Annotated in this window: 15 protein-coding genes; 2 read left to right on the plus strand and 13 right to left on the minus strand. The window is 44.3% G+C overall.

Annotation, left to right across the window (positions count from 1 at the left end):
• Positions 1-83: 83 nt before the first annotated feature.
• The 5 genes from G7Y45_RS15790 to G7Y45_RS15810 are packed head-to-tail and all read right to left on the minus strand — an operon-like array spanning position 84 to position 6,406.
• Positions 84-2,873 carry a sensor histidine kinase gene (locus G7Y45_RS15790; protein WP_165015931.1) on the minus strand — a complete coding sequence of 930 codons (2,790 nt, stop codon included), beginning with the start codon at positions 2,871-2,873 and terminating at the stop codon, positions 84-86.
• Positions 2,870-4,471 (minus strand): WD40 repeat domain-containing protein, encoded by a 1,602-nt coding sequence (locus G7Y45_RS15795; RefSeq protein WP_032541049.1) that lies wholly within the window; start codon positions 4,469-4,471, stop codon positions 2,870-2,872. Before G7Y45_RS15795 ends, G7Y45_RS15790 begins: the two co-directional genes overlap by 4 nt.
• Positions 4,471-4,896, minus strand: coding sequence for an ATP-binding protein (locus tag G7Y45_RS15800; protein ID WP_005779989.1), 426 nt, complete (start codon positions 4,894-4,896; stop codon positions 4,471-4,473). Before G7Y45_RS15800 ends, G7Y45_RS15795 begins: the two co-directional genes overlap by 1 nt.
• Before the next feature lie 14 nt (positions 4,897-4,910).
• Entirely contained in the window at positions 4,911-5,216 is a 306-nt protein-coding gene (locus G7Y45_RS15805) for an STAS domain-containing protein (RefSeq protein ID WP_005779990.1), read from the minus strand.
• A 20-nt stretch (positions 5,217-5,236) separates the two neighbouring features.
• Positions 5,237-6,406 (minus strand): PP2C family protein-serine/threonine phosphatase, encoded by a 1,170-nt coding sequence (locus G7Y45_RS15810; RefSeq protein WP_165015928.1) that lies wholly within the window; start codon positions 6,404-6,406, stop codon positions 5,237-5,239.
• Positions 6,407-6,782: 376 nt separating this feature from the next.
• On the opposite strand from G7Y45_RS15810, the gene G7Y45_RS15815 reads away from it, so the two are divergent.
• Positions 6,783-7,310 (plus strand): hypothetical protein, encoded by a 528-nt coding sequence (locus tag G7Y45_RS15815; RefSeq protein ID WP_005806944.1) that lies wholly within the window; start codon positions 6,783-6,785, stop codon positions 7,308-7,310.
• Between the two features lie 98 nt (positions 7,311-7,408).
• Here the strand turns inward: G7Y45_RS15815 and G7Y45_RS15820 are convergent, their stop codons facing one another.
• Together G7Y45_RS15820 and G7Y45_RS15825 are read right to left on the minus strand one after the other, a co-directional pair.
• Positions 7,409-9,313, minus strand: a complete 1,905-nt coding sequence (locus G7Y45_RS15820; RefSeq protein ID WP_005806946.1) for a nucleoside-diphosphate sugar epimerase/dehydratase — start codon at positions 9,311-9,313, stop codon at positions 7,409-7,411.
• 160 nt (positions 9,314-9,473) lie between these two features.
• A complete protein-coding gene (locus G7Y45_RS15825) occupies positions 9,474-10,799 on the minus strand; it encodes a PhoH family protein (protein WP_022011885.1) in 1,326 nt (441 codons plus the stop codon).
• Positions 10,800-10,927: 128 nt separating this feature from the next.
• Here G7Y45_RS15825 and G7Y45_RS15830 point away from each other — a divergent pair, with 128 nt between their 5' ends.
• Entirely contained in the window at positions 10,928-12,304 is a 1,377-nt protein-coding gene (locus G7Y45_RS15830; protein ID WP_165015926.1) for a folylpolyglutamate synthase/dihydrofolate synthase family protein, read from the plus strand.
• Here the strand turns inward: G7Y45_RS15830 and G7Y45_RS15835 are convergent.
• From G7Y45_RS15835 to G7Y45_RS15860, 6 genes are all read right to left on the minus strand, one after another.
• On the minus strand, positions 12,272-12,646 hold the full coding sequence (locus tag G7Y45_RS15835) for a RidA family protein (RefSeq protein ID WP_005806951.1): 375 nt from the start codon (positions 12,644-12,646) through the stop codon (positions 12,272-12,274). The genes G7Y45_RS15830 and G7Y45_RS15835 overlap by 33 nt on opposite strands.
• A gap of 295 nt (positions 12,647-12,941) precedes the next feature.
• Entirely contained in the window at positions 12,942-14,639 is a 1,698-nt protein-coding gene (locus tag G7Y45_RS15840; protein ID WP_122200455.1) for a serine protease, read from the minus strand.
• Positions 14,640-14,655: 16 nt separating this feature from the next.
• A complete protein-coding gene (gene rlmB, locus G7Y45_RS15845; RefSeq protein ID WP_165015923.1) occupies positions 14,656-15,396 on the minus strand; it encodes a 23S rRNA (guanosine(2251)-2'-O)-methyltransferase RlmB in 741 nt (246 codons plus the stop codon).
• Between the two features lie 61 nt (positions 15,397-15,457).
• A complete protein-coding gene (gene recN, locus G7Y45_RS15850) occupies positions 15,458-17,143 on the minus strand; it encodes a DNA repair protein RecN (RefSeq protein ID WP_122330420.1) in 1,686 nt (561 codons plus the stop codon).
• Between the two features lie 3 nt (positions 17,144-17,146).
• Positions 17,147-18,340: a bifunctional phosphopantothenoylcysteine decarboxylase/phosphopantothenate--cysteine ligase CoaBC gene (coaBC, locus tag G7Y45_RS15855; RefSeq protein WP_165015920.1), complete on the minus strand. Its 1,194-nt coding sequence runs from the start codon at positions 18,338-18,340 to the stop codon at positions 17,147-17,149.
• A 2-nt stretch (positions 18,341-18,342) separates the two neighbouring features.
• Positions 18,343-19,116, minus strand: a complete 774-nt coding sequence (locus G7Y45_RS15860; RefSeq protein WP_022011889.1) for a 3'-5' exonuclease — start codon at positions 19,114-19,116, stop codon at positions 18,343-18,345.

Raw genomic sequence — 19,116 nt, forward strand, 5'->3', positions numbered from 1 at the left:
ATGCCTTTACGCCGGTATGTAAAAGCATTTACCTATGCTTGTAAAAAGCAGGATGAACGGACGTTCCGTCCGGAAGGTACAGATCATCCTGTCCCGTCCTCCCATAGAGGCAAAGTAATGGCAAACTCCGTATATTCATCTTTCTCTGAGCGTACTGCTATCTTTCCACGATGATTGAGTATGATTTCCTTGCTCAGATACAATCCGATACCTGCCGCCTCACCGGTTGTCTTCGTTGTAAAGAACGGATCGAAGATTTTCTCAAGAATACTTTGTTCAATGCCCACCCCATTGTCGTATAAGCAGATGACTGCCTGTCCGTTTCGGCTTTCCAATGACAGACCAATCTCAGCCGGATATATATTCTTGCCATACTTCTTGATTATGGCATACATGCCGTTGTTAAGAAGACTCATAATGGTTTTCCCCAGTTGCTCGGCATTTCCGTTAATGAACAATGGTGTATCGGGAAGAGAAGTCCGGACTGAAATGTGCATATCACTGATCTCCTTCCGGTAATAACTCTCCAGCAGTTCCATGTCTTTCCGGCACAAACCCGTCAATTCTATCTTCTCCAGTTGCTTGTTACGGTCTTTCAAAACCTCCTCCATAGCCTTCAGCACACGAGTAGTATTGCTTCCGTGTTCTTCTATTTTTGCCAGGTTATCTTTCATCATGGCTATGACATCTACCGAATCCAGATAAGTGTCTTCATCCAAAAGCTTTTGTGCACTTTCCAGGTTCTGATATAAATCCTGCAATAACCCCGAAGTCAGGTGAGAAAAATTATTAATGTAATTCAACGGATTCAGGATACGGTCGATCAGCCCTTGTGTCAGTTTACCGACAGTGGCCATTTTCTCTTGTCGCACCAGATCATCTTGTGCCTGCCTCAGCTCTTTCAATGCCTCTTCCAGCTTCAGGGACTTTTCCTCTATTTCATTTTTTTGCCGCACCAACTGTCCGGTACGTTGGCCTACAAGATTCTCTAACCTTTCCTTCTCTTTCAGCAAGTTGTGCATCCGCCATTTAAACAGCAGGAACAGTATCCCTCCCAAAGTGACGGCATACAAAACGAGGCTATACCACTGTAAGTAAAAAGGAGGTGACAGCGAAAAACGGAATTGTTTTATTTCGCTTATCGTACCGTAAATATCACGTGCCTGCACGCAAAATGTATATGTACCCGAAGGAAGATTGGCATATTCCTTCTCTGTCCGGTAATCCCACGAACTCCATTCCGGATCGTAACCGACCAGACGGGATCTATATTCATTGGAGCCCGTGAAACAGGCCGCATCCGTGGCAAACGAGAAACGAATGGCGCGGACATCATCTCCAAAACGGGATATATCGTCGATACGTTGGTTTGCTGCCTCCGGATTTATCGGTAAATCCCCTCCCCGGTATATGGAATCGCGGTTCAGACAAACCTCACGAAGATAAATACGAGGAACAAACGGAGTAAACGCCTGTGCTTTGCCAAGATCCATCCGGATCAAACCAAAATCCCCCCCAAACCAGGCTGCATTCCTTTCTTCTATATAAATTACCCGCACAACATAGTTTCGAATTGCATGCAGGCATTGGTTTAATTTCCCGGTATTGTCCTGCGGATGCGTCACTTGCAACTCTTTACCCTTCAGATTCGTTTGCCAATTGTATCCGCGGCTGTCCGTATATCCGGTCATCACTTCTTCGTTTCCCCTTGGCTGAAGGACGAAAGAAGTTCCATCTCCTTTCTGCAGATAGATTTCTCCATACATGGTTTTTGCCCATACAGAATGATCTTTTTTCACTTCCAAATGTACCACCTTCTCAATTCCGGAAACTCTCCCGACCTTCCTTGTCCGGGTAGAATACCGATAAATCCCGTCCATAGCTCCCATTAAAATATCGGTGCCATCCGCGAATGCCAACGAATAGGCTGCAACCTCTGTAAGTTTTCTCAAACGGTCATAATCCCCGACAACATATATCCCATCACTGGTAGCCGCATATAACTCTCCTTCCGGAGAAAGCACAAGTTGCCAACAAGCTTGCGTAATCCCCCTGACAGGTACAAAGACATTGTGCCTCCATACATATAACCCCTGTAAGGTGCCGGCATACAGCATCCCCTTGTAGTGGATGACTGACACGACCTCTCCTTTCAAACCTTCATAGGAAGTAAAGCGGCTGAAAAAAGAAGGAGTGAATACATGAAATACCCCATTATCAGTGGCCCCCCAAAGGTTCCCCCGCCCATCGGTGGCAACAGAAGATACGGAATTGCTGCACAGACCGTTATTCTCGGTTATAGAAAGTAGTTCTTTCCCTTCACTGTCGTTCACCGACAATCCACGGCCGATGTCCTCCAATGTCGTTTGCTTCTGCCACTTCTCCTGCAACTGAACCGGAAGTATCTGTGTGGGAAACAGGAGGGTATCTTCCTGAACCGTATAGCATCGGCCCGATGTCGTTTTCAGGTAAATAAGTCCGTCAACTTCCGCCATATCATCCAATTCACCGAAAGAAGAAGGGTCCAGATCGGACACAATGGTTCTCAACACGACACATCCGCGTTCATCACGCTCTATCCTTCCGAATACATTGTATCCTCCTGCCCATATCCTATCCCCCGAATCGCGGAACAGACGGGTGACACGGGAAAATCCGGGCGTATAGATTGTTTCCCAACGATTGTAATCATAATGAAGAATACCCTCGAAATTGGCAAAATAAACATTCCCGCAGCTGTCACACACAACGTCGAAATTACGATTGTGCGCCTGATACACAGAAGACGGATAGTTCACAAAGAATGGAACTCCTTCTTGTGAATCCGCACATGTCGGGCAAAGACACAACATCAATAAGAGTATCTTTTTCATGGCTGGTACGTTTTTAAATAATAAGATTCAAATGGTATTTGCTTACCGACATAGTACTCCCATTCTTCCTGTGTGAAGTCGCGTCGCAATCCCTGACGGACAACAGTAGCCATATGATCGGGCGAAACGGGTATCCGGTATAACCGGCCCTGTTCGTCTCCCATAAAAATGGATGTACCATCCGGATGAAGGCAGAAAGTGTGAATCCATCCACTGCTTGTCATAATTACAGCAGATTCCGTCTTCCCTTTATGAAGATCCCATAAACGAAGCGTACAGTCATAACTGCTTGAAAACAGTTTATTCCCTTTCCGGAAAATGGCGGTGACGGCAGCCTGGTGTCCGATCAGCTTTTGCTGGACATTCCCATCTTTGTCACATATTAAAATGGTTCCTTCCCTACACCCCACGGCATACCTTTCATCAGAAAGAGAGCAAAAAGAGGTAACCCTCCCCCCTTGCGACCACCCCTCTATAAACCGGACAAATTGACCGGCAGATGAAAGCAAGGCTACTGTTCCATTCTTTAAAAAGACATAGAGGTTATCTCCTGACTTCCCGACACAAGTGACCGGATACTCCGGCTGAAAACAAAGCTGTATCTGATGGCTGATACAGTCAAAAGCATAAATACCCGTTGCAGAAATAGCTAAAAGCCGGTCGGAAGCAGCCGGAATCAATTGCCGGTATTTACCTTCAGGCAAAAGGTAAGCAGCCATACCGGCAGAATTCACGGAGACGAGGCATCCGTCATAGGACAGGGCATACACCAGAGAATCCGAATGGATCAGCACATCCCGAAAATCATAACGGGAATCACTCAACAGAAATCCGGATGTGTACGTTTGTCCATCTCCCGACTTCCAACATATCATTTCACCGTACTTACTGACAGTGACCAATCCCGGCAGAGAATCCCGGCAAGTCTGCGGGTTTCCAATTGTTTCGTGCAACAACCTGATGCCGGTGATAGCCCCCTTGTGTCTAAACCAAAGTTGATCTTGCCTGCAAGATAAGGACAAAGCGTTGAAGACAGCCGGATGATACACATCACCATCATAGTGTTTTGTGAACTGCCAGGAAGTATATGCCAGCAACGAGGCCAGTTCCATGTTGCCGGACCGGTATTGGGTGACAGAAAGCGTACCCAATGAACGTCCCAAGGCCAGAAAAGCCAACGTATCGGCCACTCTCTTCGATTGTTCAGCCTGTAGTTGTCGTTCCATTGCCAGATTCTTCTGTTCATCCGCCAACCGATAGGCTTTCTCAGCCTCCCATTGTGCAGTAAATGCCTTTTCACGAGCTATTTCCGCCTGCTGCTGCATTTGATTAGCTTTCCGAGTCTGCGCGACAGCTTCCTGCCTTCTCTTTTCGGAAATGTCTTTTTGCTGATAGGCAATCTCCTCCATTTGCTGACTGACACGTTGGATAAGAACCGACTGCCTTTCTTTGTCCTGAAACTCCTCCAAAGACAAAGTCAGACGGTCTCTCTCCAATTCCGAATGACGATAGGCCCGGTATAAAACCAGACAAACGGTTAACAGTACACAAGGGACTGCTATGATCCAACGGATTATATTTTGGCTTAACTTGATCATCATACAGGTTCATCTTCCGATTGTGGATACTTCTTTTTAATGGTTAACCGATTCTCTTTATTGACGTAGGCATACGCCACATCATCCATCATTTCACGTACCAGAAAAATCCCCAATCCCCCTATCTCACGCTGTTCCGGCGGTAATGAAATGTCCGGATCGGCTTTAGCCAGAGGATTGAACGGAACACCTCCATCTATGAATTCCAGGACAATCTCTCCACCTTCATCCCATAAACACAGAGTCAGGTAACCGTCCGTTTCCTGCGGATAAGCATAATTGATAATATTGACTATTATCTCCTCACTTACCAAACGGAGGGCATAAGACAGGGAGGGATGTGAAGTAACTTCACGGCTATGCATCAGCATATCGAGAATTTCATCCAACCTCCCGACGACAGGGCGAAACTGAAGTAACGTCATTGCTCAGGTATTTTTTAAGATTGTGATAATTCGTCAAGGGTCTGATAGAAACGAAAAAACTTATCGAATCCGGTCATGTGCATTACGTCCTTAATCTCTTGCGACACACCGACAAGACATACATTCCTGCCTTTAGCCTTTGCCAGTTTAAAGGCGTAGAGCATAACGCGTAATCCGGCACTGGATACGTAGGAACAATTGCTGAGGTCCAACGCCACAGAATGCCCTTGCTCAATAAGAGCTACAATTTTAGTTTGTTCGTCAGCGCTTGTATTTGAATCCAAAACGGCACCAACTGGATGGATTTCATACTTTTCCATAGTTTTCTTATTTTTTAGTATTATCTGATTCGTTGAAGAGACAGTAAAGTGATATCATCGGACTGAGGATAATCTCCGGAGAAAGCCCTGACAGAGTGGAGCACCTGCGTAACTACCTCTTTCGCTGAAGTATCTTCTTGCAAAGCACCCAGAACTTCCTGCAGTTTGCCTTCCGAAAATTGTTCGCGTTTATCATTAAAGGCTTCCGTTACCCCATCGGTATACAGAAGTAGAGTATCTCCGACTCCAAACTCCAATGTATTACTTTCAAATTCAATGTCATCGAACACTCCGACCACAAAATTGGAAGCGACGGGCAAGTACGCTGCCGATCGGTTTCTCCGAAGAATAGATGGAGGGTTATGTCCGGCATTGGTATAATCCATTACACCGGTCCTACAGTTATAGATCCCATAAAAAACCGTCACAAACATAGAGTCCATACTTTCTTTGCACAGCAGCTTGTTGGCATAAGTGAGACATTCAGCCGATGATACTCCCCGGAGAGCGGTTGCCCGAAGCAGTGTCCGGCTAACGGCCATGAACAAGGATGCGGGTACACCTTTCCCGGATACGTCGGCAATCACCAGACCTATGCGCTCGTCGTCAATCTGGAAAAAGTCGTAAAAGTCACCACCTACATCTTTGGCCGGGGTCATGGAGGCATAGATATCGACCATTCCCGCCAATTCAGGAAAAGGCGGAAAAGAACGGGGAAGAATGGTTTGCTGGATTTCTCCTGCAATGGCCAGGTCATTCTTGATAGACTCCAGTTGATTGTGTTCCTGCTGTGACTCCCGGATATAACGGACTTGTTCGATTGCTTTTTCAATAGTCCGCGACAAGTCTTCCAGATCTATCGGCTTGGTAGCAAAGTCGAATGCCCCTTTATTCATGGCAGAACGTATGTTGTCCATATCTCCATAAGCAGAGACCATAATACATTTCATCGCCGGATTTTTCAATTCATTGATCTTGGCCAGCAAGGTCAATCCATCCATCTCGGGCATATTAATATCACTCAGGATAATATCGAAATCAGGAGTTTCCAGAAGTTTCTGTAAAGCCTCCAACCCATTATGGGCAAAGGCAAACTCGTATTCACCTTTTCGTATCTGTCGCCTGAAGTACTGGGTAAGCAATACCTCTAAATCGAATTCATCATCTACACTTAATATTTTTGCAGCCATATCTGTGATTATTTATAAATTTCAATTTTCTATTCAGACTTTTATGACGGCAAAAATAGAGAGTGCCCGACCCGGTTACAATTTTATATTTTAAACCGGAAGAATGTTTTTCCGAATGAACGCTATTGTCTTATAAGCATACAGGGCCGCATGTCCTTGTCCCTCAAGGAAAGCAATCAAAAGACCGATCCCTCCTTTTAAAAGGAACTATAGCTTATTCGGAATTTATATTTTCAGGATAGGGCTTTTCTTTTCACTTTTGCTGTCGTAAGCTTACAAAGAATAAATAAAAACGGGCGGAACCGAAAAGCCGGAAATAGAGTAGGAAGAAAGTTCTCTTCAATACAGGAGAATAAAATATTTCTCAAGAAGAATTATGATTAAAGTAAATTTCTCGAAACCGCTGCTGATTCAATCAGTAGCTTTCAAAGATGTATTCCTTCGGATGGATGGAAATGGAATTACCCAAGCCAATGGTGCAGGTGCAGGAAAAGTAAGTTGCCAGAAAAATATGTCTCCTACCGGAGCATTTAAAGTACAAGAACAGAAAAATGGTACGTTTACCATTGAATCAGTAAAGTATCCCGGGGTATTTCTCCGCATGGACGGAAGTGGCATTCGTGGCTTTGCAGGATCGGGTGCAGGACATGTAAACTGTCAGTTTGGAGCGAGTGACTGGGAACACTTCAAGCTGCACGAACAGAACGACGGTTCATATACCATTGAATCAGTTGCCTTCCCGAATGTATTCCTCCGCATGGACGGAAATAACCGGTCGGGTAAAGAAGAAGATTTCGGTACAGTAAACTGCCAATACGGAGCAAGTACCTGTGAAAAGTTCTATTTATTGAATATGCCTGAAACAGGCAAAGTAAAAGATATGTTTAACAAATTTGCGAAATAGCAGAAGGTATTAATACATAAAAAAATCAGAAGTTATAGTTAAACCTATAGCTTCTGATTATATAATTAAGATCAAGATATTCCGGCAGGTTCTGATGATTAGTCTTTCTTATCCAATGCCTCAAAACAAGAGTTTTTACTCACAAACTCCGGAACAATATCTTTCATGGCAGCTACGATCTTCATCTGATCATAGGTGTAACTTACATCGATTAATTTCTGGATTCTCTCTTTCACTTCGTCATAATCATACTCACGCACAGTGGCAATCATAATCTTTTCGTGGTAAGTGGGCTTGGTCAGCTCTTTCACGTTGAGCAACTCTTCGTACAGCTTCTCACCATGGCGCAAACCGGTAAATTCAATCTTCACGTCCGTACGTCCCGAAAGGCTGATCATTCGCTTAGCCAGATCGACAATCTTCACGGGTTTACCCATATCGAAGATGTAGATTTCTCCGCCATTACCCATACTACCGGCTTCCAATACCAGACGACAAGCTTCGGGTATAGTCATGAAATAACGGATAATCTCAGGGTGAGTAACAGTTACAGGACCTCCACGCTGAATCTGATCGCGGAAACGGGGAATAACCGAACCGTTAGAGCCTAATACATTACCGAAACGAGTGGTAATGAACTGCACCGAACGAGTGCCTTCCTTCTGTAATTTTTTCGCTAATGACTGTACATAGATTTCACAGATACGCTTTGAACATCCCATTACATTGGTCGGATTGACAGCCTTATCCGTAGAAATCATCACAAATTTCTCCGAACCGAATTTAACAGCAAGATCGGCAAGCGTACGTGTACCCGACACATTAATCTGAATAGACTCCGACACGTTGTCTTCCATCATCGGCACATGCTTGTAGGCGGCTGCATGAAATATGTATTGAGGCTTGTATTCACGGAAAATAGCTTCCATGCGGGTAGCGTTCGATATATCAGCAACAATCGTCTCAGCATCGATATCACGCCAACGATCTTGTAATTCCAGACGAATGTCATGTAACGGAGTCTCAGCCTGATCAATCAGGATCAACTTATATGGGTTGAAAGATGCAACCTGACGCATAATCTCACTACCAATAGAACCGGCAGCACCGGTAATCATCACTCGTTTACCTTCCAAATGGGAAGCAATCTTATGAATATCTACCTCGATAGGTTCGCGTTGCAAGAGATCTTCAATCTGTATTTCCTTCAGTTGGGTTTTATTGAGTGATTGTCCGCCCCATTCGCTCAGAGGAGGAGCGGTCAGCAACTTCACGTTATTAGAGAGCAGCGTATCAATCATGTCGGACTTTTTCAGTTTCTCCATCTTAACCGGAGAAACGATGATGGTATGCACATCACGGTCGTTCATGTTTTCAATTAGTAGTTCGTCGTTTGGAAATACCTTAGCTCCCATCATAACTTTACCAATCAACTCCGGCTCGTCGGCTATAAAACCACGAAGACGATAATGATTACGCAAATTTACACGCAGAGACTTGGCTATGTTCACTCCGGCCTCTTTGGCACCATAAATAAATACGTTAGTGGTATGACTACCATCGAAGTTGAGCACTTCAAAAAACATCTTAACTACTATACGCGAACAAGCCATCATGGCAAAATTGATCACGTACGCCATAAACAGCACGCTGATGGCACCAATCCGGACACCCAGATAAGCGTCCAGCAGAACACTCAGAATCATCAGTACCCCATAAGAGACCGTAAGCGACACAAAAATGCGCATAATGTCCACAAACGAAGAAAAGCGAAGTACATTTGAATAGGTACGGAATACCCGGAAGAAAATCAAATTAGCCACTACTGTCCAAAGAATGGTCTTATCTATCGTAGACGAATCCAGAAAAATGCTGCGAAAATCGTAACGAAGCGAATAGGCAAGCAAACAGGATGCGACAATAATAAATATGTCAATCAATAGGATAGTCCAAATGGGCAGTACCTTCGCGGAAAGATACCGATGGAAAAAATTCTGTTTCATTTGTTTTACAGTTTTTGTTTTAGGCGGTGCAAAGATACACTATTTTCACTAACCCGTGCGTTTTTATTTGACAAAATAAAGTTTTTAACACAATAAAAGTGGAATAATAGTGTAAAAAAGGGACGGAATTCTCTTCTTCCGTCCCTTTAAAATATGGATATTACATTAAGTTACTTGCCAATTCACTCAATTCGCTGCGTTCACCTTTCACCAGATTGACATGTGCAAACAGGTTCTGATCTTTCATGCGATCGATCATATACACCAGACCATTAGACTGACTGTCCAGATAAGGTTGGTCAATCTGTTGGATATCTCCGGTAAACACCATCTTGGTTCCCTCTCCGGCACGGGTGATAATAGTTTTAATTTCGTGTGGGGTCAGATTCTGTGCTTCGTCAATTATGCAGTAGGTTTCGCTAAGGCTTCGTCCGCGAATAAATGCCAAAGCCTCGATCACCAATTGCTCGCTCTTCTGCATATCTTCCAACCGCTTCACTTCGGTAGAGTTTGAGGCAAACTGACGTTTTATTACATTCAGGTTATCGAACAGGGGTTGCATATAGGGTGCTACCTTTTCAGTCGCATCTCCCGGAAGGAATCCCAAATCTTTATTGGAAAGGGCCACAATAGGACGTGCCAGCAGAATTTGTTTATATTCAGTAAGTTTTCCCAAAGCTGCGGCCAGGGCAAGCAATGTTTTACCGGTTCCGGCCTTACCTGTCAAAGCCACCAGTTTTATATCGGGATCATTCAGAATTTCGAAAGCGAAACTCTGTTCCGCATTACGCGGTTCGATTCCATAATTTTTCGTTTTATTTACCCGGCAGACCATGTGTGTAAAGGGATTGTAACGGGCAAGCACACTGCTGCGATCACTCTTAAGAATGAAACATTCGTTGGGACGAAGAATGTCCTTAAAATCAAATTCATTGATATCCAGCCCTTCTCTGGACGAGTAAATACGGTCGATCAACTCCGGTTCTATGTTTTCGAATACCTCGTTCGATTTTTCGAAAACATCGACATTCACGACCTTATCGGTGATATAGTCCTCGCAAAGTATCCCTATGGAACGGGCTTTCATCCGTAAGTTGACATCCTTAGTCACCAGGATATTTTTCATTTTCGGATATTTCCGCGCCAGAAACTCGGCTACAGCCAATATCTGATGATCCGGTTTACGGGCAGGAAACGATTCATGTACTTTAGGAGCTTCCGAATCACCTGTTATAATAAACAACTTGCCCAGTCCTTCGCCCAAAGGGGCGCCATGGGTGAACAGGCTATCGTCGGTTATTAAATCAAGTTCGCGCACAAACTCACGCGCATTGTAATTGATTTGTTCATTACCTTTCTTGAATTTATCCAATTCTTCCAAAACAACAATCGGAAGATAAATATCATTCTCCTGAAAATTCTTCAGGCAATTGTAGTCGTGGAGAATAACATTCGTGTCGAGCACAAAATTTTTCTTTGTTCCCATGATTCTTAGATTTAAATGTTGATATTTGCAATCAAAAAGACAATCGACACCTCTGTGTTGAATTGTTGCAACTAAGATAACAAATAAAAAGGCAAACAAAAGAAGTTGCCCGTTAAATATTATAAAACATGAATTATCAGGAAACTTTAGACTACCTATACAACAGCGTTCCCATGTTCCAACAGGTAGGAAGCAGTGCATACAAAGAGGGACTGGGAAACACCCATGCATTAGACGAATATTTGGGACATCCTCACACCACGTTTCAAAGTATCCACATCGCCGGGACTAATGGAAAAGGCTCTTGCTCACACACATTGGCAGCAATTTTGCAGTCGGCCGGATATAAAGTCGGGCTCTATACTTCGCCCCATTTAGTCGACTTCCGCGAACGTATCCGCATCAATGGCGAGACCATTTCACAAGAATATGTGATCCGTTTTGTGGAAAGCCACCGTTCTTTTTTTGAACCATTGCATCCTTCGTTCTTCGAGTTGACTACAGCCATGGCATTCCGATACTTTGCCGACCGGCATATCGACGTAGCTGTAATCGAAGTTGGACTGGGAGGACGCCTGGATTGCACCAACATCATTCATCCGGATTTGAGTATTATCACCAATATCAGTTTCGACCACATGCAGTTTCTGGGCAATACACTGGCAAAAATAGCGACAGAAAAAGCAGGTATCATAAAAAAAGGTGTACCGGTTGTCATTGGTGAAACAACCGAAGAGACTAAGCCCGTATTTTTGCAGAAAGCTCAGGAAGTGGAAGCTCCTATCATCTTCGCAGAAGAAGAACAAAGACTAAAAGGAGCAACAAAATTCAAAACCTGTACGAACAGAAAATGGACAGAATGTCCGGAAAAACACTCCAGTGCTGTACAAGCAGAAGAAGCAGAAGCTGTTTCCGGCTGGATCTACGAAAACGAGACATATCCCGAACTGGAAGGAGTATTGGGAGGTTCATATCAACTAAAAAACACAAATACACTTCTGTCTGCTCTTCCCATCCTGAGGAAGTCAGGTTATAAGATCAGTGACAATGACGTAAGAAACGGTTTCCGGCAAGTAGACCAAATGACCGGACTACAAGGACGCTGGCAAAAATTGAGAAACTCTCCCACCATCATTTGTGACACGGGACACAATGTAGCAGGTATCTCTTATATCGTAGAGCAACTAAAGCAAATGAAATATGAACGTCTCCACATGGTCATCGGTATGGTGAACGACAAAGACGTCAGTGGAGTGCTGGCCTTACTGCCTAAAAATGCAGTCTACTATTTCACCAAAGCGAGCGTCAAAAGAGCTCTGTCAGAGACTCTGTTACAGCAAATCGGAGCCTCTGCCGGACTGCAGGGCAACACTTATCCTGATGTTCAATCGGCTGTAAAGGCCGCACAAGAAAAAAGCCTCCCGGAAGACTTGATCTTCGTAGGAGGCAGTAGCTTTATTGTAGCCGACTTATTATCGTGCCGCGATACACTCGATCTCGACTAAAGCATCTTTAGGCAAGGCTTTCACGGCAACAGCCGAACGGGCGGGAAATGCGCCTTCAAAATAAGTTGCATATACCCCATTCATTCCGGCAAACAAAGACATATCCTGGAGGAAAACTGTCGTTTTTACAATATCTGACATGGTCAGACCGGCAGCCTCAAGGATATGTTTTATGTTTTCAAGAGACTGGCGGGCTTGTGCTTCCACACCGTCGGGCATCAGCCCCGTAGCTGCATCGATAGGAAGCTGACCGGAAACAAATACCATTCCATTCGCTTCAATAGCTTGACTGTAAGGACCGATAGCTCCCGGTGCCTTATCACTGCAAATTACTTTTTTCATTTTACTTGGTTTATTAATGATTGACATTTATGGTAAAGTTGATATCCTGAGGATGATAAAAAACTCCTATCAGGAAAGTTCTTATGAAAACAAAGATAAGAAAAAAATATAAGAGCTATGCAGTATTTGGCAAACAAACGTATTTATATATATGAATACACAAAAGAATCAGAATAACTTTAACCGAATAAGACCTAAACTTTAACAAAATGGAGATGTTAGAAATGGATCTCCCCCATAAAGAAAGAGGTTATCGCAATGACGATAACCTCTTCTCTTTTATATTTCCGGCACTTTATTTACAATGCTTCTTAATCAGTTCATCCACATTAGGATCGCCAAGTTCTTTTGCTTTGGCAAAACTTGCACAAGCCTCTTTTTCTTGCTTCAACTGAATCTGGCAAATTCCTAACAAACGATATGCTTCGGCATATTTCGGATCAACAGTCAATGCATCTTTCAATACTTGCTCGGCCTCCGCATAGCGTCCCACACGCAGGTTGACCACTGCCAACTCTGCCCGATAAGTGAGATCTTCCGGATTCAGCTCGATTGCCTTTGTGATATCATCCAAAGCACGCTGGAATTGTTTGGCTTTGAAGGCAGCCTGTTCCCGATAATAATAAAACAAATCGTTAACGCTGCCATTCACTGCATTGAAATATGCATCATAATCGGCCAGCGCCGGACGATACTTTTCTACATTCATATACATCTGGGCACGTTCCAACAGATAGGGAGCCAAATCTGCTGTAATGGGCGTCGGACAATGGGCAATACAACTATCCAGCAAAGCAACGACCTCTTCGGGAGCAGCTTTACTCAATTCCTTTGCCTTGGCAGCACTGAAGAAGGAAGCCGGAGATGCCAATTCGGTTCCGTTCACTTTGTCATAGCTGGTAAATGCACCGGCATAATCCTGCTTGGCAAAAAGAATATCTCCTTCAAGTTGACGGTATACAGGTAAATCCTGAACAGCTATCGCGCTGCGCACATCCGCCAGAGCCTTATCATATGTCCAATCCTTATAAGTGGTTTCAGGTTTACTCAATTGGTAGTTGTATATCAACTTGGCTATGTTATAATAAACATCATCCTTTTTCTGTGCAACCTTCAGGGCATGCTCCAAATCGGCAGCCGCTTTGTCCATATCCTTACCTGCAAACACATAGTTCCCTGCACGGCGAAGATAGCCATCCGCACTGTTCGGGAAAGTTTTGATAAAATCATCAAGGGCAACGGCATAAGCCTCAGGAGTAGTTTGCGTAGAAGCGATAAACAGGTAAACCAAAGCCTGATCTTCATCTTCAGGTAAGCCTTTCTTTATACCGATTGCATTCAGTGCGGCATCGCTCAGTGCAAGAGCATTGATATTCTGTGACATGGCAAAAGCTGCACCTGCTGCATAACTAATAGAGGTAGTATCCTGTCCGGAAGCTTTTTGTGCCACTCCGAACACTTTACCGTCCGCTGTCGTTACCGGACAACTTACCATCTTATCTTTCAATACCATATCCAGTGTATAATAATGATATTTATCACCACCGATATTATCCACCTTTTTCACTTTGCCACTGGTCACGTTTCCACCTTTCTGAGTGGAATAAGGTAACAGATAGACTTCGGCACCTACAGCCGGAGCTACAGTGGACACCTGTAATGCCGGTACCTTCTTTACTGTAATGCCGACACGGAACTTTATGATATCATACATATCATTGGCTCCCAGAATACATTCAACCGGCATTTTCTCTCCTTCGGAATTAATGATAACAGCACGCTGAGCTCCTTTAAACAAAGAATAGTCAGACAGAGCCACTCCGTCTTCGGTCACAAAAAATCCGTTGCCGGTATTCTGAATTTTGTCGTCTTTATCATACGTAACGATGGAAAACACCGATCGTTTCGCCTTCTCTACCCATTTGGGGGCTTGCGCTACACTCCATTGTGACAGGAGACAAAGCACAAATGTGAATAATATGCTCTTTTTCATGTATTTGAATGTTGTTTTAGTTTGTACGTTGTTTCACGCCTTCATAAATCAGGATACCAGCGGCTACCGACACATTGAGTGACTCAATACTGCCCAACATCGGAATCTTGACCCATTCGTCGCATAACGCAAGGTTATCGTACGAAACACCGGTATCCTCGGCGCCCATAATGATGCACATCGGACCGGTATAGTCGGCCTTCGTATAATCATAATCACCCTTTTCGGTAGCAGCCACAATGCGGAATCCACTATCTTTCAGATATTGTAAAGTTGTCTTTAAGTTCTGTTCACGACAGACAGGCAAAGTATGCAGAGCTCCGGCTGAAGTCTTCATCGCATCCGCATTGACCGTAACACTTCCTTTCGCAGGAATAATGACAGCATCCACTCCGGCACATTCGCAAGTACGGGCTATGGCACCAAAATTACGCACATCCGTAATCCCGTCGAGCATAACAAAGAACGGACTCTTACCTTCCTCAAAGAGGAAAGGTACCATATCTTCGGTCTTCTGATACGTCACCGAAGATATGAATGCCACTACACCCTGATGATTTTTACGGGTGATGCGGTTGATACGTTCCACCGGGACGCGCTGAACAGGAATCAGCGTACCTTTCAGAGCAGCAAACAGCTCCTTGGACAAGTCACTCTGAATGTCTTTCTTCACCAAAATCTTGTCTATCTCTTTACCAGCCTGAATGGCTTCAATCACGGCACGGACGCCGAAAATCATTTCGCTTTTATCAATCATGTAATTGTCTGCATTTTTAGAGTATGCAACTCGCCAATGTTCATTGCACGCCACTATATACTTATTTTATTATTTTTCTCTCTTTCAAAGAAGGTTCCAGCAATGCCCTTGCATTGCTTAGTGCAGCCTCGGTCAAAGTGGCACCACTCAGCATATGTGCCAACTCTTCTACCCGTTCTTCGTCAGTCAGACGACGAATATGGCTATTCGTTTCCGTATCATTATCCCGCTTGTATACCTTATAATGGGCACGTCCACGGGCAGCAATCTGAGGCAAGTGGGTGATACTGATCACCTGCCTGTTTTGTTCACCCATCTCTTGCATGATGTCCGCCATGCGATCTGCAATCTCACCGGATACTCCGGTATCGATTTCATCGAACACAATAGTGGGCAATTTTACGGCTCCTGCTATCATTGCCTTGATAGACAGCATAACACGAGCTATTTCACCACCGGACGCAACTGAAGATATACTCTGCAGCGCTCCGTTCTTATTGGCAGAGAATAAGAAGTTCACCGTATCTTCTCCTTGGGGACCCAATTCTTTTTTCAGCCCCATTTCCACCTGGAAGCGGACATTGGGCATTCCCAAAGGAATCAGACGAGCTGCCATCTGCTTTTCCACTTTACGGGCAATCTCCGTACGGGCCTTCGTCAGGACAAACGCTTGTTTCTTTACCTTATTATATTGCACATCTCTCTGTTCCGTCAATTGAGCTATCCGATCATCATACGAAGTAATGGCAGCAAGTTTCGTTGCATATTGCTCTGAAAGGACGATCAACTCTTCTACTGTCTGAACACGGTGTTTTTGTTCCAAAGAATAGATCAGGTTCAACCGGTCATTCACTTCTTCCAGCCGGGATGGATTGAACTCGACACTCTCTCCCTGATCCGATATTTCCTGAGCTATATCTTTCAGTTCTATATAAGTGCTCTCCATCCGTTCAGCCAATTCTCCGGCAGGCTGGTATACCCGCTGCAATCCATTCAGAGTACCCAAACTCTCTTTCAAAGCAGGCAACAGTCCTCCTTCGTCTGAGGCAAGAGTTTGCTCTACCCGATATAATCCGGCTTTGATATCTTCGGCATGTGCCAATGTTTCGGCCTCCTGTTCCAATTCTTCCTGCTCTCCGGCAGAAAGATGTGCCTCCTCCAATTGTTCTAACTGGAAACGGATATAATCTTCATCCGTTTTGCTCTGTTCGGCCAGTACAATCAGTTCGTCAAGTTCTTTACTGAGCTTTTTCCATTCCTGATATAAATGATGATATACATCCAAAGCCTCTTCGTTGTGGGAAAGTATATCAAGTACATTGAGCTGAAAACCTTCTTTGTTAAGCAACAGATTCTGGTGCTGCGAATGTACATCGATCAATTGCTCGCCCAATTCTTTCATTTGTGTGAGCGATGCAGGCGTATCGTTAATAAATGCTCTGCTTTTACCGGAAGACTGTACCTCACGGCGAAGTATACATTCGGGCTCATACTCCAGTTCGTTCTCTTCGAAAAAAGCTTCCATATGATAAGCTGATATATCGAACCTGGCCTCAATAATACATTTCGAAGCACCTTGCCGAATAGCCTTCACATCAGCACGCTGTCCGAGTAAAAGTCCGATTGCGCCCAGAATAATGGATTTCCCGGCACCGGTTTCACCGGTAATCACAGAAAATCCGGTTTCGAAACGGATATCAAGTTTCTCAATCAGAGCATAATTCTGGATGTATAATGAACGTAACATAAATCACAATTCTTTTATCATTCGATCAATAATATCTCTGGCTACTTCAGTCTTGGATTTTAACGGATAATCGGTTCTGCCTCTACAACTGAGAATACTGATTTTATTTGTATCGTAACGGAAACCCGCACCTGCATCATTCAATGAATTCAGCACAATAAAATCGAAGTTCTTCCGGATCAGTTTTCCTTCGGCATTACGCTGTTCATCATTCGTTTCAAGAGCAAAACCGATTAATTTCTGCCCCGATGTCTTCAGTTTACCCAATGCAGCGGCAATATCGTGGGTGGGCTTGAGATGTAACATCAAATCATCTCCCTCCCGTTTTATCTTCTTATCGACTACAACATCCGGAGTAAAATCTGCTACTGCAGCACATAATATTCCGGCATCCACCAATGGGTATTGCGCCATAGCAGCCTCATACATTTCCTGAGCAGACTCCACATCAATACGGGTAATGTGTGAATGATATACCTTCTGTTGCACCGGTCCGGCTATCAGCACTACCTCCGCTCCGCGACGGGCACACTCCTCTGCTAATGCAAATCCCATTTTACCGGAAGAATAATTACCAATGAAACGTACCGGATCAATCTTTTCATAAGTCGGTCCGGCTGTAATCAGCACTTTCTTTCCAGCCAGCTCGCCCGTAGAGGAAAAGAACTCATCAAGTACCCGGATAATATTCTTCGGTTCTTCCATGCGCCCCTTACCTACCAAATGGCTTGCCAATTCTCCCGAAGCCGGTTCAATGATATGATTACCGTATGAACGCAGCGTATCCAGATTCTTCTGGGTACTGGGATGCGCAAACATATCCAAGTCCATGGCCGGAGCGATAAACACCGGTGCCTTCGCTGACAGATAAGTCGTGATCAGCATATTGTCTGCTATGCCATTTGCCATTTTACCAATGGTAGAAGCCGTCGCAGGCGCTATCAGCATAGCATCTGCCCAAAGCCCCAAATCTACGTGGCTGTTCCACGTTCCGTCCCGCTGGGCAAAAAACTCACTGATAACAGGCTTACTGGTCAAAGCGGACAAAGTTATCGGAGTAATAAACTCCTTTCCGGCAGGAGTAATTACGACCTGTACCTCCGCTCCCTGTTTAATCAAGCCGCGTATAATGTAGCAAGCCTTATAAGCAGCAATGCTACCGGTAATGCCAAGTATAATTTTCTTTCCGTTCAGCATAGTTATTTTCCCGTTAACTCACGCAGGCGAATCTTCGTCAACATGGCTTTTGTATTCAGCGTAAAGTCACTATTGAGAATCCAACTGTAATATCCGGGATCTTTTTTCAGCACTTCACTCACCGACTGGCCTTTGTATTTGCCAAAATTAAAAACCTCCACTCCATTGTCATCATACACCATACGTCCGGCAAAATCCACATTCTTGTTATAGCTTGAGTAATCGGCCAGGAAAGACATATCGTTTTGCAAATCTTCCGGATAGCGGTCAAGTTGAGCCATCAGGACCTCGTACGTGGCGCGGGTATCGGCTTCCGCTGTATGTGCATCTTCCAAATTACGGCCACAATAGAATTTATAAGCAGCCGAAAGAGTACGTTGTTCCATCTTATGGAAAATTACCTGTACATCAACAAATTTGCGCTTACTCATATCAATATCAACCCCGGCACGAAGAAACTCTTCCGCCAACACGGGAATGTCAAAACGGTTGGAGTTGAAACCAGCCAGATCACAACCTTCAATGTCATTCGCAATGCTTTTTGCCACCTCCTTAAAAGTAGGACAATCAGCTACGTCAGCATCAAAAATACCATGAACGGCAGATGATTCGGCAGGAATAGGCATTTCGGGATTAATACGGAGAGTTTTCGACTCTTCATTCCCGTTCGGATATACTTTAAGATAACAGATTTCTACAATTCGGTCTGAGTTGATGTTAGTCCCGGTCGTTTCCAGGTCGAAAAAGACAATAGGGTTCTTTAGGTTGAGTTTCAT

The organism is Bacteroides sp. ZJ-18 (assembly GCF_011038705.2).
In the GTDB taxonomy this organism is placed as follows: Bacteria; Bacteroidota; Bacteroidia; order Bacteroidales; family Bacteroidaceae; genus Bacteroides; species Bacteroides hominis.